This window comes from Streptomyces sp. NPDC002520 (assembly GCF_053595235.1).
In genome coordinates, this window is sequence record NZ_JBSFXG010000058.1 from 25,038 (window position 1) to 40,057 (window position 15,020).

15 protein-coding genes and 1 pseudogene are annotated in these 15,020 nt (G+C 71.6%); 14 read left to right on the forward strand and 2 right to left on the reverse strand.

Annotated elements, in window-relative coordinates; translation table 11 throughout:
- The first annotated feature begins 25 nt into the window (after positions 1–25).
- The 9 genes and pseudogenes from ald to ACWD5D_RS42085 all read left to right on the forward strand — a co-directional run bounded on the left by ald (position 26) and on the right by ACWD5D_RS42085 (position 8,783).
- Positions 26–1,141 carry an alanine dehydrogenase gene (ald, locus tag ACWD5D_RS42045; protein WP_451378052.1) on the forward strand — a complete coding sequence of 372 codons (1,116 nt, stop codon included), beginning with the start codon at positions 26–28 and terminating at the stop codon, positions 1,139–1,141.
- A gap of 414 nt (positions 1,142–1,555) precedes the next feature.
- A complete protein-coding gene (locus ACWD5D_RS42050; protein WP_451378034.1) occupies positions 1,556–2,689 on the forward strand; it encodes a ParA family protein in 1,134 nt (377 codons plus the stop codon).
- Positions 2,674–3,240, forward strand: coding sequence for a hypothetical protein (locus ACWD5D_RS42055; protein WP_451378035.1), 567 nt, complete (start codon positions 2,674–2,676; stop codon positions 3,238–3,240). The genes ACWD5D_RS42050 and ACWD5D_RS42055 overlap by 16 nt, the downstream gene beginning before the upstream one ends.
- Before the next feature lie 38 nt (positions 3,241–3,278).
- Positions 3,279–4,481, forward strand: a complete 1,203-nt coding sequence (locus tag ACWD5D_RS42060; RefSeq protein WP_451378036.1) for a segregation/condensation protein A — start codon at positions 3,279–3,281, stop codon at positions 4,479–4,481.
- Positions 4,478–5,128: an SMC-Scp complex subunit ScpB gene (gene scpB / locus ACWD5D_RS42065; protein WP_451378037.1), complete on the forward strand. Its 651-nt coding sequence runs from the start codon at positions 4,478–4,480 to the stop codon at positions 5,126–5,128. Before ACWD5D_RS42060 ends, scpB begins: the two co-directional genes overlap by 4 nt.
- A gap of 12 nt (positions 5,129–5,140) precedes the next feature.
- Entirely contained in the window at positions 5,141–6,205 is a 1,065-nt protein-coding gene (locus ACWD5D_RS42070) for a pseudouridine synthase (protein WP_451378038.1), read from the forward strand.
- Between the two features lie 49 nt (positions 6,206–6,254).
- Positions 6,255–7,001: an NUDIX hydrolase gene (locus tag ACWD5D_RS42075; protein ID WP_451378039.1), complete on the forward strand. Its 747-nt coding sequence runs from the start codon at positions 6,255–6,257 to the stop codon at positions 6,999–7,001.
- Complete coding sequence (locus ACWD5D_RS42080; protein ID WP_451378040.1) at positions 6,998–8,020, forward strand: ADP-ribosylglycohydrolase family protein; 1,023 nt, start codon at positions 6,998–7,000, stop codon at positions 8,018–8,020. The genes ACWD5D_RS42075 and ACWD5D_RS42080 overlap by 4 nt, the downstream gene beginning before the upstream one ends.
- Positions 8,021–8,024: 4 nt before the next feature.
- Positions 8,025–8,783, forward strand: a pseudogene (locus ACWD5D_RS42085) (nucleotidyltransferase domain-containing protein).
- Here the strand turns inward: ACWD5D_RS42085 and ACWD5D_RS42090 are convergent.
- Both ACWD5D_RS42090 and ACWD5D_RS42095 read right to left on the reverse strand, forming a co-directional pair.
- Entirely contained in the window at positions 8,700–9,497 is a 798-nt protein-coding gene (locus ACWD5D_RS42090; RefSeq protein ID WP_451378041.1) for a nucleotidyltransferase domain-containing protein, read from the reverse strand. The pseudogene ACWD5D_RS42085 and the gene ACWD5D_RS42090 sit on opposite strands and share 84 nt — an antisense overlap.
- A gap of 80 nt (positions 9,498–9,577) precedes the next feature.
- Positions 9,578–10,057 carry a Rieske (2Fe-2S) protein gene (locus tag ACWD5D_RS42095; protein WP_451378042.1) on the reverse strand — a complete coding sequence of 160 codons (480 nt, stop codon included), beginning with the start codon at positions 10,055–10,057 and terminating at the stop codon, positions 9,578–9,580.
- A 232-nt stretch (positions 10,058–10,289) separates the two neighbouring features.
- On the opposite strand from ACWD5D_RS42095, the gene aroH reads away from it, so the two are divergent.
- The 5 genes from aroH to der all read left to right on the forward strand — a co-directional run bounded on the left by aroH (position 10,290) and on the right by der (position 14,914).
- Positions 10,290–10,652, forward strand: coding sequence for a chorismate mutase (aroH, locus tag ACWD5D_RS42100; RefSeq protein WP_451378043.1), 363 nt, complete (start codon positions 10,290–10,292; stop codon positions 10,650–10,652).
- Positions 10,649–11,734 carry a prephenate dehydrogenase gene (locus ACWD5D_RS42105; RefSeq protein ID WP_451378044.1) on the forward strand — a complete coding sequence of 362 codons (1,086 nt, stop codon included), beginning with the start codon at positions 10,649–10,651 and terminating at the stop codon, positions 11,732–11,734. The genes aroH and ACWD5D_RS42105 overlap by 4 nt, the downstream gene beginning before the upstream one ends.
- A gap of 256 nt (positions 11,735–11,990) precedes the next feature.
- A complete protein-coding gene (gene cmk / locus ACWD5D_RS42110; protein WP_451378045.1) occupies positions 11,991–12,683 on the forward strand; it encodes a (d)CMP kinase in 693 nt (230 codons plus the stop codon).
- Positions 12,641–13,348: a lysophospholipid acyltransferase family protein gene (locus tag ACWD5D_RS42115; protein ID WP_451378046.1), complete on the forward strand. Its 708-nt coding sequence runs from the start codon at positions 12,641–12,643 to the stop codon at positions 13,346–13,348. Before cmk ends, ACWD5D_RS42115 begins: the two co-directional genes overlap by 43 nt.
- Positions 13,349–13,423: 75 nt before the next feature.
- A complete protein-coding gene (der, locus tag ACWD5D_RS42120) occupies positions 13,424–14,914 on the forward strand; it encodes a ribosome biogenesis GTPase Der (RefSeq protein WP_451378047.1) in 1,491 nt (496 codons plus the stop codon).
- Positions 14,915–15,020: the final 106 nt, after the last annotated feature.

Sequence of the window (15,020 nt, forward strand, 5' to 3'; positions counted from 1 at the left end):
CTCTGAGCCAAGGACCGTGATCCACGTGAAGGTCGGCATCCCCCGCGAGGTCAAGAACAACGAGTTCCGGGTGGCCATCACCCCCGCCGGTGTGCACGAGCTGGTGCGCAACGGCCACCAGGTCGTCGTCGAGCGGGGCGCCGGCGTCGGCTCCTCGATCACCGACGAGGAGTACGTCGCCGCCGGCGCCGCGATCCTCGACACGGCCGACGAGGTGTGGGCCACCGCTGACCTGCTGCTGAAGGTCAAGGAGCCCATCGCGGAGGAGTACCACCGCCTCCGCAAGGACCAGATCCTCTTCACCTACCTGCACCTGGCCGCGTCCAAGGAGTGCACGGACGCCCTGCTGGAGTCCGGCACCACGGCGATCGCCTACGAGACGGTGGAGCTGCCGAACCGCGCGCTGCCGCTGCTCGCCCCGATGTCCGAGGTCGCGGGCCGCCTGGCCCCGCAGGTCGGCGCCTACCACCTGATGGCCCCGGTCGGCGGCCGCGGTGTGCTGCCGGGCGGCGTCCCCGGTGTGACCCCGGCCAAGGCCGTCGTCATCGGCGGTGGCGTCTCCGGCTGGAACGCCACCCAGATCGCCATCGGCATGGGCTTCGAGGTCACCCTGCTGGACCGCGACATCAACAAGCTGCGCGAGGCCGACAAGATCTTCGGTACGAAGGTCAAGGCGGTCATGTCCAACGCCTACGAGCTGGAGAAGGCCGTCCTGGAGGCCGACCTGGTCATCGGCGCGGTCCTCATCCCGGGCGCCAAGGCCCCGAAGCTGGTCACCAACGAGCTCGTGTCCCGCATGAAGCCCGGAAGTGTCCTTGTCGACATCGCGATCGACCAGGGCGGCTGCTTCGAGGACTCCCGTCCCACCACGCACGCCGAGCCGACCTTCAAGGTCCACAACTCGGTCTTCTACTGCGTGGCCAACATGCCGGGCGGTGTGCCGAACACCTCCACCAACGCCCTCACCAACGCCACGATGCCGTACATCGTCTCCCTCGCCAACAACGGCTGGGTGGAGGCGCTGCGCCGTGACGCCGCCCTCGCCAAGGGTCTGAACACCCACGATGGCAAGGTGGTCTACAAGGAGGTCGCCGAGGCTCACGGCCTGGAGTACGCCGAACTGGAGACCGTCCTCGGCTGACACCCGTGACCCGGTGAGTCGCCAAGTCGCCGTCAGGTAAAAGGCGATTCGTCAACACAGGTCGTCAACACCGCACACCCGGCCGGACCTTGCCCGACAAGGTCCGGCCGGATGTGTGTATGGTCACTTTGCGGCTCTCGGCCAACTCGCCTCGAACGTAACTCTTCGACCGATTCGTACACCGGTGAAACCTGCGGTGCGACGGCCGTACGCCCTTGACAGCAGGATGTTTCATTGCCGACACATCCTGCCGGGTCCGGCGGATTGTGTTGCTGCGGACCGCCGACACGCCATAGAGTCGCCAACCGTCGGCATGGTGCCACGCTGACCTTGTCTAGAAGTTTCCTGGTCACCAAGGAGGTAAGACGACTTGTGAATGAGTCGACATTTTCTCCCGGGGGTGGTCAACCAGGAATGCCGGCACGGGGCCAGGGCCCCGCGGGATTCGAGGCTGTCGGCTCCGTCGCAGTGCGCACCTTCGCAGCCCACCAGAGTCCGGGTCCGCAGACGACCCGGACAGCACACCAGAGCATGGATGGCCATCACGTGAACGCCATGGCCGGCGACGGAAGTGGCGCGCCCCACAACCAATTCGCCGACTACGACGAACTGCCCGAGGGGCACTTCTACGACCCCGACGCCGAGTACGAGCCCGATCCGGAGTACGCGGCCACGCTCGCGCCCGACGCGGCCCGCCAGCGCCGCGAGCGCATCGGTCCGACCGGACGCCCGCTGCCGTACTTCCCGATCCCGGGCCCGCTGACCGACCACGGCCCCGCGAAGATCATCGCGATGTGCAACCAGAAGGGCGGCGTCGGCAAGACGACGTCGACCATCAACCTGGGTGCCGCGCTCGCGGAGTACGGCCGGCGCGTGCTGCTCGTGGACTTCGACCCGCAGGGCGCGCTGTCGGTGGGCCTCGGCGTCAACCCGATGGAACTCGACCTGACGGTCTACAACCTGCTCATGGAGCGGGGCATGTCCGCGGACGAGGTCCTGCTGAAGACGGCGGTCCCCAACATGGACCTGCTGCCCTCCAACATCGACCTGTCGGCCGCCGAGGTCCAGCTGGTCTCCGAGGTGGCCCGCGAGTCGACGCTGCAGCGCGCCCTGAAGCCGCTGATGTCCGACTACGACTACATCGTGATCGACTGTCAGCCCTCGCTCGGCCTGCTCACCGTCAACGCCCTGACGGCCGCTCACAAGGTGATCGTGCCGCTGGAGTGCGAGTTCTTCGCCCTGCGTGGTGTGGCCCTGCTGACGGAGACCATCGAGAAGGTCCAGGAGCGGCTCAACCCCGACCTGGAACTCGACGGCATCCTCGCCACGATGTACGACTCGCGCACGGTGCACAGCCGCGAGGTGCTCGCGCGTGTCGTCGAGGCGTTCGACGACCACGTCTACCACACGGTCATCGGGCGTACGGTCCGCTTCCCGGAGACCACGGTCGCCGGTGAGCCGATCACCACCTACGCCTCCAACTCCGTCGGTGCCGCCGCCTATCGCCAGCTCGCCAGGGAGGTGCTCGCCCGGTGTCACGCCGAGTGAGTCTGCCCGGAGCCGACGAACTCTTCCGTACGACAGGGGGGACGGCGCTCCAGCCGTCGACTCCGCGGCGCCCGGCGGGCGGTGAGGCCCGGGTGCCGGCCCCCGCGGGGGAGAGCGACCCGGCGGCCGCGGCCGCGGAGGACGCGCCGCAGTCGGTGCCCGCGCAGGGCGGCGACGGCGAGGGCGCCGAGCACGTGGCGGCGGTCGAGGCGGAACGGGCCGAGTCCGGCGAGTCCCGCATCCGGCCGGCCCGGCGGCAGACGGCACAGGAAGGTTCCTCCGCCGGCGCGGCGGAGGCGCAGCCCCGCAAGCGCGGGCGGGCGGCCAACCGGCGGCCCAGCGGGCGCGAGCGCCACGACGAGAAGATCACCGTGTACGTCTCGGCCGAGGAACTCATGGACCTCGAGCACGCGCGCCTCGTCCTGCGGGGCGAGCACGGACTCGCGGTCGACCGCGGCCGCATCGTCCGCGAGGCGGTCGCCGTGGTCCTGGCCGACCTGGAGTCCCGCGGGGACGCGAGCATCCTGGTGCGGCGGCTGCGGGGTCGGTAGCCCGCCTCGCGTGCGTCAGGCGATAGCCTGCGACGGCCATGACCTCGTACGAATCCGGCTCCGCCGGCCGCCGCCGGGTCCTGGGGCGGGGCCCCGGGGCTGCGGCCCGGCCTGCCCCTCCTTCGGAGGAGAGCCGGTCCGTGGCCGAGGTCGCGGCCCCCGCTGAGCCCGGCGGACACAACGACGGCGAGCCCGACGAGGCAACAGGCCCTGTCGTCGTACCCGATGAACCTTCGGCCGCGGAGCCCGGAGGGCCTGAGGCCGTCGAGCCCGATGAGCCTTCGGCCGCGGAGCCCGGTGGGCCTGAGGTCGTCGAATCCGGGGCCCCTGAGGTCGCCGAGCCCGGAGAGCCTTCGGCCACTGAGGTCGCCGAATCCGGCGAGCCTTCGGTCGTCGAGGCCGAGGATCCTCGTGACGGTGTCTTCAAGGTCCGTCTCGCGAACTTCGAGGGGCCCTTCGACCTGCTCCTCCAGCTCATCTCCAAGCACAAGATGGACGTCACAGAGGTCGCCCTGTCCAAGGTCACCGACGAGTTCATGGCGCACATCCGCGCCATGGGCCCGGACTGGGACCTGGACCAGACGACCGAGTTCCTGGTCGTCGCCGCCACGCTGCTGGACCTGAAGGCGGCCCGGCTGCTGCCCGCCGCCGAGGTGGAGGACGAGGCCGACCTGGCACTGCTGGAGGCCCGGGACCTGCTGTTCGCGCGACTGCTCCAGTACCGCGCGTACAAGCGGATCGCCGACATCTTCAACGAGCGCCTGGACGACGAGGCCCGCCGCTACCCCCGTACCGTCGGCCTCGAACCCCACCACGCCGAGCTGCTGCCCGAGGTCGTCATCAGCATCGGACCCGAGGGGTTCGCCAGGCTCGCGGTCAAGGCGATGCAGCCCAAGGCCAAGCCGCAGGTGTACGTGGACCACATCCACGCCCCGCTGGTGAGCGTGCAGGAGCAGGCGGGGATCGTGGTCGCGCGGCTCAGGGAGCTCGGCGAGGCCAGCTTCCGCGCCCTGGTGGAGGACACCGACGACACCCTCACCGTCGTCGCCCGCTTCCTCGCGCTGCTGGAGCTGTACCGCGAGAAGGCCGTCGCCCTGGACCAGGAGACCGCCCTCGGGGACCTGATCGTGCGCTGGACCGGCGGCGACGCGGACGCGGCGCCGATGGTCACCGACGAGTTCGACCGGCCGCCGGAGGAGCCGAAGGAGCCCACGGCGTCCAAGGAGGGGAAGAAGGCATGAGCGAGAAGACCGCGGAACTCCCGGCGGGACTCCGTTCCGTCGCCGATCTCGATCTCAAGCCCGCCCTGGAGGCGGTCCTCATGGTCGTGGACGAGCCCGCGACCGAGGAGCACCTGGCCAAGATCCTGGAGCGGCCCAGACGGCAGATCGGGGACGCGCTGCGGGAGCTGGCCGACGACTACACCGTGCAGGGCCGCGGCTTCGAGCTGCGGTTCGTCGCGGGCGGCTGGCGCTTCTACAGCCGCGCCGAGTTCGCGCCCGCCGTCGAGCGGCTCGTACTGGACGGTCAGACGGCCCGCCTCACGCAGGCGGCGCTGGAGACCCTCGCGGTGGTCGCCTACCGCCAGCCGGTCAGCCGCAGCCGCGTCTCCGCGGTGCGCGGAGTCAACTGTGACGGTGTGATGCGCACCCTCCTCCAGCGCGGTCTGGTCGAGGAGGCGGGCGCGGAACCCGAAACAGGTGCGATCCTGTACAGGACGACGAACTACTTCCTGGAGCGGATGGGCCTGCGCGGCCTGGACGAGCTCCCGGAGCTCGCGCCCTTTCTGCCGGAGGCGGAGGCGATCGAGGCCGAGACCCAGGAGGGAGTCCCGTCGTTCGACCCGGACGCGCCCGACGCGCCCGGCGGTCAGGACGCAGACGACTAAGACGGAACTTTGATGCGAAGCAGCGGCAGCGGAAAGAGTGGCGGGCGCGGTAACTACCGCGGTGCCGGCAACAACAGGGACGACAAGCAGGGGCAGGGCCGTCCCAGCAAGCCCCGCCCCGAGGAGCGCCGCTACGACGTGGGCCCCGGCGCGACCAAGGACGGCCCCAAGTCCGGGCGCGGCGGCTCCGCGCGCGGCGGCGCCAAGGGCGGCCCCAAGCAGGCCCAGCAGCGCGGCGGGCGGACGGCTCCGGGAACCTCCCGCGAGTACGAGGCACGCGCCGAGGAGCGCAACCGCGAGCGGTACGCGGGCAAGAAGGACGTCAAGCTGCCCAAGACCTTCCCCGGCGCCGAGCAGGAGGGCGAGCGGCTGCAGAAGGTCCTCGCGCGCGCGGGCTACGGCTCCCGGCGCGCCTGCGAGGAGCTGATCGAGCAGGCCCGCGTCGAGGTCAACGGCGAGATCGTGCTGGAGCAGGGCAAGCGCGTCGACCCGGAGAAGGACGAGGTCAAGGTCGACGGCCTCACCGTCGCCACGCAGTCGTACCAGTTCTTCTCGCTGAACAAGCCCGCCGGTGTCGTCTCCACCATGGAGGACCCGGAGGGGCGCCAGTGCCTCGGTGACTACGTCACCAACCGCGAGACCCGGCTCTTCCACGTGGGCCGGCTCGACACGGAGACCGAGGGCGTCATCCTGCTCACCAACCATGGTGAGCTGGCCCACCGGCTGACCCACCCGAAGTACGGGGTGAAGAAGACCTACCTCGCCGCCATCGTCGGACCGATCCCGCGCGACCTCGGCAAGCGCCTCAAGGACGGCATCCAGCTGGAGGACGGCTACGCGCGCGCGGACCACTTCCGGGTCGTCGAGCAGACCGGCAAGAACTACCTGGTCGAGGTGACCCTGCACGAGGGCCGCAAGCACATCGTCCGCCGCATGCTGGCCGAGGCCGGCTTCCCGGTCGAGAAGCTGGTGCGCACGTCCTTCGGGCCGATCACCCTGGGGGACCAGAAGTCGGGCTGGCTGCGCCGCCTGTCCAACACCGAGGTCGGGATGCTCATGCAGGAGGTCGACCTCTAGGCGACCCTCAAGGGCTTGTGCGCCACGACACCCCCCTTTTATAGTCATGATGACTACTGAAAGGGGGGTGGGTGCTGTGCAGAGCTACGACAAACACGCGCACGAGCCGTTCGCCGTCACCGTCGACCTCGCCGTCCTCACCCTGCGCGAGGGCGCCCTGCACGTGCTGCTGGTCGAGCGCGGGCAGGAGCCGTACGCCGGGCGCTGGGCGCTGCCCGGCGGATTCCTGCTGCCCGAGGAGTCCGCCGAGGCGGCGGCCCGGCGCGAACTCGCCGAGGAGACCGGGCTGGACGACGTCTCCGGGCTGCGCCTGGAGCAGCTGCGCACCTACAGCGAGCCGGGCCGCGACCCCCGCATGCGGGTCGTGTCCGTGGCGTTCACGGCGCTGCTGCCCGAGCCTCCCGAACCGCACGGCGGTGGTGACGCGGCCCAGGCCCGCTGGCTGCCGTACGACGCGGCCCCGCCGCTCGCCTTCGACCACGACCGGATCCTCGCCGACGCCCACGAGCGCATCGGCGCCGAGCTGGAGAACACCTGCGCCGCCACCGCCTTCTGCCCGCCCGAGTTCACCCTCGGCGAGCTGCAGCAGGTCTACGAGACGGTCTGGGGCACGCCCCTCGACCGGCCCAACTTCCGCCGCAAGGTGCTCGCCACACCCGGATTCGTCGAACCTGTCCCCGGCGCCGCCCGGCTGACCGGAGGCCGTGGCAAACCGGCCGCCCTCTTCCGCGCCGGCAGCGCCACCGCCCTGCACCCGCCCCTGCTCCGACCGTCCCGGGAAGGACGCCCCGCATGACCACCCTCCAGGCGAGCAAGCGCGCCGCCACCGGATCCCTGCTCGGACTCGCCCTCGGTGACGCGCTCGGCTTCCCGACCGAGTTCAACGACGTGCCCTCGATCCTCGCCAAGTTCGGGCCCTGGCGGGAGATGGAGCTGCCGCAGCGCGCCTTCGTCTCGGACGACACGCAGATGACCCTCGCCGTCGGACGCGGGCTCAAGGCGGCCATGGAGCGCGGACACCTCGCGCCCATGCGGCTGGAGCGGCCGCTGCGCGAGGAGTTCGTGGACTGGTACCAGTCGCCGGACAACAACCGCGCCCCCGGAAACACCTGCCTCAGGGCGTGCCATCTCCTCAAGGACGACGACCGGGCCTGGCAGGACGCCAGCCAGATCGGCTCCAAGGGCTGCGGCGCCAACATGCGTGTCGCCCCCGTCGGACTCGCCCCCGGACTGAGCGACGAACAGCGCGCCGGCGCCGCCCAGTTGCAGTCGGGGCTCACCCACGGCCACCCCACCGCACTGGCCGCCTCCGACCTCACCGCCCACGCCGTGCGTCTGCTCGCCCGGGGCACCGACCCGGCGGGCCTCGTCGGACAGCTGCGGTCCTACGCGCTGGAGAACCGCACCCGCTACGACCACACCTGGCTCGGCGACCTGTGGACCCGTTCCCAGGACCCCAGCCCCGAGCACTTCATCGCGCGCGGCTGGGACGAGTGCCTGGAGATCCTCGCCCGGCTCCAGGAGGCCGTGCGCACCGTCTCCCCGGAGACCGACCCGTGCCTGGCCACCGGCCAGGGCTGGATCGCCGAAGAGGCCCTCGCCACCGGACTGCTCTGCTTCCTGCTCTTCCCCGACGAGCCCACAACCGCCCTGCGCCGGGCCGCCTGCACCTCGGGCGACTCCGACTCGATCGCCTGCCTCACCGGTGCCTTCGCGGGCGCCTGGCTGGGCGCGGACGCCTGGCCCGCCGCGTGGACCGAGCGGATCGAGTACCGGGGCGACCTGTTGGCGCTGGGGGCGCTCTGGGACGCTTAGGCCCATGATCGACGACCTCGACATGGACCTGACGCCGGTGATCGACGAGCAGCCCGACCCGATGCTGTTCGCGACCGTCTCCGGAGCCCACCTGTACGGCTTCCCGTCCCAGGACTCCGACCTGGACCTGCGCGGCGTCCACCTGCTGCCCGCCGCCGACCTGGTCGGACTCCGCGAACCGGAGGAGACCCGCTCGCGCGCGTGGGTGCGCTACGGCGTCGAGATGGACCTCGTCACCCACGACCTGCGCAAGTTCGTACGGCTGATGCTCCGGCGCAACGGCTATGTGCTGGAGCAGCTGCTCTCGCCGCTGGTCGTGCACACCGGCGACGCGCACCGGGAGCTGACCGCGCTCGCCCCGGGCGTTCTCACCAGTCACCACGCCCACCACTACCGGGGGTTCGCGGTCACCCAGTGACGGCTGTTCGAGAAGACCGGCGAGCTCAAGCCGCTGCTCTACACGTTCAGGGTGCTGCTCACCGGCGTCCACCTGATGCGCAGCGGCGAGATACAGGCCCATCTGCCCACCCTCCTGGAGCAGGTGGACGCGCCCGGCTACCTGCCCGAGCTGATCGCCGCCAAGTCCGCGCAGGAGCACGGCCCGGCCGATATCGAGCACGCGCGCGTGGAGGCCGACGTGGAGCGGCTGCACGCCGTGCTCGACGAGGCGCAGGCCGCCTCAGCCCTGCCCGACACCCCGAGTGCGTACGACGCCCTGAACGACTTCGTGGTGCGTGTCCGGCTGGCCGGCCCGCAGGGCTGAGGCGCGGCGCGTGCGGAAGAGGAAGTCGGCCACGCGCGCGTGGTCCGGTTCCGGGGGAAGCGGGCTGCCGGGCAGTGCCTGTTCGGTCTCGGCGGCCAGCCGGGCCATCAGGGCCTCGACCTCCGCCCAGGGCACCTCGCCCCGCTTCACCGCCAGCAGCGGCTCGCGCTGATCTCCGACGTCGATCCGCAGCTCACCGGTGCGCAGCAGATCCCGGGCGCACGTCAGCAGGCGGAGCAGGTGCATGGCATGTTTCCAGCGCGGGGCGCCGGTCGTGCGGACGTCGGCGTCGAGCTTGCGGCGCTGGCCGAGGGCGATGGGGGTGCCCCCGCGCGAGCGAAGCCGAGCGTGGGGGAGGGTGAACGTGTCGTACGTCCGCCGGGAGAGGAACGCGCCGCGCAGGCTCAGCAGTTCGCGGCCGGTGTCGTCGGCGTGTTCCACGAGCGGCGAGTGCAGACACTCCAGGATGTTCGGATTGCTGCGCAACGCCAGCTCGCAGAACCGCTCCAGCTCCCAGGAGAAGTGCTCCTCGCCCGGCCCCTCCACATGCGTCGGCGGCTTCTCGAACCGCCAGAACAGGGGAGTGGGGGCGAGGAAGACGCCCCGCCGGTCCGTGTCACTGGTGTCCGTCGCCAGGCCGAAGGCCCGCGAACCCATGACACAGGCGTAGATCGTGTGGTCGCGCACGAGGTTCTCGGCGGTCTCGGGCTGCATGCCGGGAGGGTACGCGACCGGCTCAGGTCGAGTGGGACCCGCTCAGGTCGGGTGGGACCCGCAGGTCGGGTGGGACCCGCTCAGGTCAGGCGGATCGAGCCCTTCTCCACCTCGATGTGCTTGGCGGGCAGCGGCCGGGGCGCCGGGCCGTGCGCCACCGAGCCGTCGGCGATGTGGAACTTGCTGCCGTGACAGGGGCAGTCGATCGTGCCGTCCGCGACCTTGGCCACCGTGCAGCCCTGGTGCGTGCAGATCGCCGAGAAGGCCTTGAACTCGCCCTTCTTCGGCTGCGTGACCACGACCTTCTTCTCCTTGAAGATCGTGCCGCCGCCTTCCGGGATGTCGGTGGTCCGCGCCAGCTCCGATCCGCCGGCCGCCGAGGTGTTCTCTTTGCTGGCCGCCGCGGTGTTGTCGTCGTTCGGCGTCGAGGACGTACCGGCGGATGAGGTGCTGGGGGACTCGGCGCTCTTGCTGTTGTTGCCGCCGCATCCCACACAGCCGACGGCGATCGTCGCCGCGCCCGTCGCGAGAACCGTACGCCGCGTCGCGGGCTGGGTCATGAGATCACTCCGAACGTAAGAGGGCAGAAAAGAGGTGATAAACGGCATCTTGGCATTTAACGGATCAAGGGCGAAGGAACCAGGAACAGGCCATCACTGGATCGGCCCCGCCGCGACACGGAGCGTCCGTCTCAGCGACCGGGCGTCGCGCGCCCGGCCCCTGAGGTCTGACTAGGCTGGACGCATCAAGAGCCGACGACAGTCGACACGCACGTGACGAAGGAGCAGCGCCGTGGCGGTACGAGCGGTCCGGGGGGCCGTCCAACTCGAGCGGGACGAGGCCGGTCACATGGACGAGCAGGTCGGGGCCCTGCTCACCGCCGTCCTGGAGCGGAACGGACTCACCGCCGACGACCTGATCAGCGTCTGGTTCACGGCAACCCCCGACCTGCACAGCGACTTCCCGGCCGCCGCCGCCCGGAAGCTCGGCATTGTCGACGTGCCGCTGATCTGCGCCCAGGAACTCGACATCGAGGGCGCCATGCCCCGGGTCGTCCGGATCCTCGCGCACATCGAGTCGGACCGGCCCCGTGCCGACATCGTCCACGTCTACCTCGGCGCCGCCGCCGCTCTGCGCAAGGACATCGCCCAGTGAGGACCGCTCTCGTCATCGGCACCGGCCTGATCGGCACGTCCGCCGCGCTCGCCCTGACCCAGCGGGGCGTCACCGTCCACCTCGAGGACCACGACCCCGAGCAGGCCCGTACGGCCGCCGCGCTCGGCGCCGGCACCGAGGAGGCACCCCAGGGCCCGGTGGACCTCGCGATCGTCGCCGCCCCGCCCGCCCACGTGGCCGCCGTCCTCGCGGACGCCATGGGCCGCGGAGTGGCCCGCGGCTACGTCGACGTGGCCAGCGTCAAGGGCGGCCCGCGCCGCGAGCTGGAGGAGCGGGGCCTGGACCTGTCGACGTACATCGGCACCCACCCCATGTCCGGCCGGGAGAAGTCCGGCCCGCTGGCCGCCACCGGCGACCTCTTCGAAGGCCGCCCCTGGGTGCTCACCCCGACCCGGGACACCGACACCGAGGTGCTCAACCTCGCCCTGGAGCTGGTCTCGCACTGCCGGGCCGTGCCGGTCGTCATGGACGCGGACGCCCATGACCGCGCCGTCGCCCTCGTCTCCCACATGCCCCACCTGGTCTCCAGCATGGTCGCGGCACGCCTGGAGAACGCCGAGGAGGCCGCCGTACGGCTGTGCGGGCAGGGCATCCGGGACGTCACCCGGATCGCCGCCTCCGACCCCCGGATGTGGATCGACATCCTCTCCGCCAACCCCGGCCCGGTCGCCGACCTCCTCTCCGACGTCTCCGCCGACCTGGACGAGACCGTGCGCGCCCTGCGCGCCCTGCAGTCCGCCGACGAGGAGAAGCGGAGCGAGGGCAGCCAGGGCATCGCGGACGTGCTGCGGCGCGGGAACGCGGGCCAGGTGCGGGTGCCGGGCAAGCACGGGTCGGCCCCGCGGGTCTACGAGACCGTGGTCGTGCTGATCGACGACCAGCCGGGGCAGCTGGCCCGGATCTTCGCCGACGCCGGCCGGGCCGGGGTCAACGTCGAGGACGTCCGCATCGAGCACGCCACCGGGCAGCAGGCCGGCCTGGTCCAGCTCAGCGTGGAGCCCAAGGCGGCCCCGGTGCTGAAGGAGGCGCTGCGGGACATGGGGTGGGCGCTGCGGCAGTAGACCGCGGCGCCGGTACGGGGCCCGGCCGGGCCGGGTGCGTGCGTGGGTCGACGAGCGCGGTAGGTGCGGGTCGGCGGGACCGGATGCGTGGGCCTGGTCGGGCCGGTGCGCGTGGGGCGGCGGGCTTGGCGCGTGCGGGCAAGTCTGGCTGGTGCGCACGGGGTCCGGACGAGTGACCCGCACCCAGTAACCTTGTGCAGGGCGCTCTCGCTCCCCGCACCCCGCTCACCGCACCGCACCAGGAAGGTGTTCCCCCGTGGAAAACGGCGCCCCGACCGCCAAGCCCGTGATCGTCGCGATCGACGGCCCCTCCGGCACGGGCAAGTCGAGCACGTCGAAGGCAGTGGCCCGGCAGCTCGGCCTGAGCTACCTGGACACCGGCGCCCAGTACCGGGCGATCACCTGGTGGATGGTGACCAACGGCATCGACCTGGAGGACCCGTCCGCGATCGCCGCCGTCGCAGGCAAGCCGGAGATCGTCTCCGGCACCGACCCGGCCGCCCCGACCATCTCGGTCGACGGCATCGACGTGGCCGGCCCGATCCGTACCCAGGACGTCACCTCCAAGGTCAGCGCGGTCAGCGCGGTGCCCGAGGTGCGCACCCGGATCACCGAGCTCCAGCGCACGCTGGCCCACGGTGCCGAGGACGGCATCGTGGTCGAGGGCCGGGACATCGGCACGACCGTGCTGCCGGACGCCGACCTGAAGATCTTCCTCACCGCGTCCGCGGAGGCCCGCGCCGCCCGCCGCAGCGGCGAGCTGAAGAACGCCGACGTCAACGCCACCCGTGAGGCCCTGATCAAGCGGGACGCGGCCGACTCCGGCCGCAAGACCTCGCCGCTGGCCAAGGCCGGTGACGCGGTCGAGGTGGACACCACCGAGCTCACCCTCGCCCAGGTCATCGAGTGCGTCGTCACCCTGGTCGAGGAGAAGCGGGCCGGGAAGTGAGCCTTCCGTCACGCGGGGAGGGCGACCTCCCGTCCGAGCGGGGTGCCGAGGTCGGCCGGCGCATCGGCGTCGGCCTGATGCACGGACTGTGGAGGCCGCGTGTGCTGGGCGCCTGGAAGGTGCCCGCGACAGGCCCGGTGATCCTCGCCGTCAACCACTCCCACAACATCGACGGCCCGATGGTCATGGGCGTGACGCCCCGGCCGACGCACTTCCTGATCAAGAAGGAGGCGTTCGTCGGACCGCTGGACCCCTTCCTGACCGGCATCGGCCAGCTGAAGGTGGACCGCACGGCCGCCGACCGCACCGCGATCACCCGGGCCCTCGGCCTGCTCGAGACCGGGGGAGTGCTGGGCATCTTCCCGGAGGGCACCCGGGGCGGCGGCGACTTCGCCTCGCTGCGCGCCGGTCTTGCCTACTTCGCGGTCCGCAGCGGGGCACCGATCGTGCCGGTGGCCGTCCTCGGCAGCGCCGACCGGCGCGGGCGCGTGATCAAGGCCCTGCCTCCGCTGCGCACCCGCATCGACGTCGTCTACGGCGAGCCCTTCGAGGCGGGCGACGGCACCGGGCGGCGGACGCGGGCGGCGCTGGACGCGGCCACCGAGCGCGTCCAGAAGCAGCTCACCGCCCATCTGGAAAACGCCAGGCGCCTGACCGGGCGCTAGGCGACACTTGAGTAGTGGTCCGGCCCACCGGGGCCCGGTCCACCGATCACCACGAACGAACGAGGTACGGACTTCATGAACGACCAGATCCAGCCCGACGGCTCGGACGCGTACGACGCGCACGAGTACGACCACGGGGCGCTCGGCGACGCCGAGTACGCGGAGTTCATGGAGCTCGCCGCCGAAGAGGGCTTCGACATCGAGGACGTCGAGGGCGCCATCGAGGCGGCGGGCCACGGTCCGCTGCCCGTGCTCGCCGTCGTGGGCCGCCCCAATGTCGGCAAGTCGACCCTTGTGAACCGCATCATCGGCCGCCGCGAGGCCGTCGTCGAGGACAAGCCCGGCGTCACCCGCGACCGCGTCACCTACGAGGCCGAGTGGGCGGGCCGCCGCTTCAAGGTCGTCGACACCGGCGGCTGGGAGCAGGACGTCCTCGGTATCGACGCCTCCGTGGCCGCGCAGGCCGAGTACGCGATCGAGGCGGCCGACGCCGTCGTCTTCGTGGTGGACGCCAAGGTCGGCGCGACCGACACCGACGAGGCGGTCGTCCGGCTGCTGCGCAAGGCGGGCAAGCCCGTCGTGCTGGCCGCCAACAAGGTCGACGGCCCGAGCGGCGAGGCCGACGCGACCTATCTGTGGAGCCTGGGCCTCGGCGAGCCGCACCCGGTCTCGGCCCTCCACGGCCGCGGCACCGGCGACATGCTGGACGCCGTCCTGGAGGCGCTGCCGGAGGCCCCCTCGCAGACCTTCGGCACCGCCGTCGGCGGCCCGCGCCGCATCGCGCTCATCGGCCGCCCGAACGTCGGCAAGTCCTCGCTGCTGAACAAGGTGGCCGGCGAGGAGCGCGTCGTCGTCAACGAAATGGCGGGCACCACTCGCGACCCGGTCGACGAGATGATCGAACTCGGCGGTGTGACCTGGAAGTTCGTGGACACCGCCGGCATCCGCAAGCGCGTCCACCTCCAGCAGGGCGCCGACTACTACGCCTCCCTGCGCACGGCCGCGGCCGTGGAGAAGGCCGAGGTCGCGGTCATCCTGATCGACGCCTCCGAGAACATCTCCGTCCAGGACCAGCGGATCGTCACCATGGCCGTCGAGGCGGGCCGCGCGGTGGTCGTCGCCTACAACAAGTGGGACACCCTCGACGAGGAGCGCCGCTACTACCTGGAGCGGGAGATCGAGACCGAGCTGGCCCAGGTCGCCTGGGCGCCCCGCGTCAACGTCTCGGCGCGCACCGGCCGGCACATGGAGAAGCTGGTCCCGGCGATCGAGACCGCCCTGGCCGGCTGGGAGACCCGCGTCCCCACCGGCCGTCTGAACGCCTTCCTCGGCGAGCTCGCCTCCGCCCACCCGCACCCGGTCCGCGGCGGCAAGCAGCCGCGCATCCTCTTCGGCACCCAGGCCGGCACCAAGCCCCCGCGGTTCGTGCTCTTCGCCTCCGGCTTCATCGAGGCGGGCTACCGGCGCTTCATCGAGCGCCGTCTGCGCGAGGAGTTCGGCTTCGAGGGCACCCCGATCCACATGTCGGTGCGGGTGCGCGAGAAGCGCGGCGCGAAGAAGAAGTAGCGGCGCGGGGAATACTCCGTCGCATGCCGAAGGGCGGCCCCCGCGCGGGGGCCGCCCGTCCGCGTGGCAGCCGCCCCCGCGCGGGGGCCGGGGCGCCGGGTCGGGC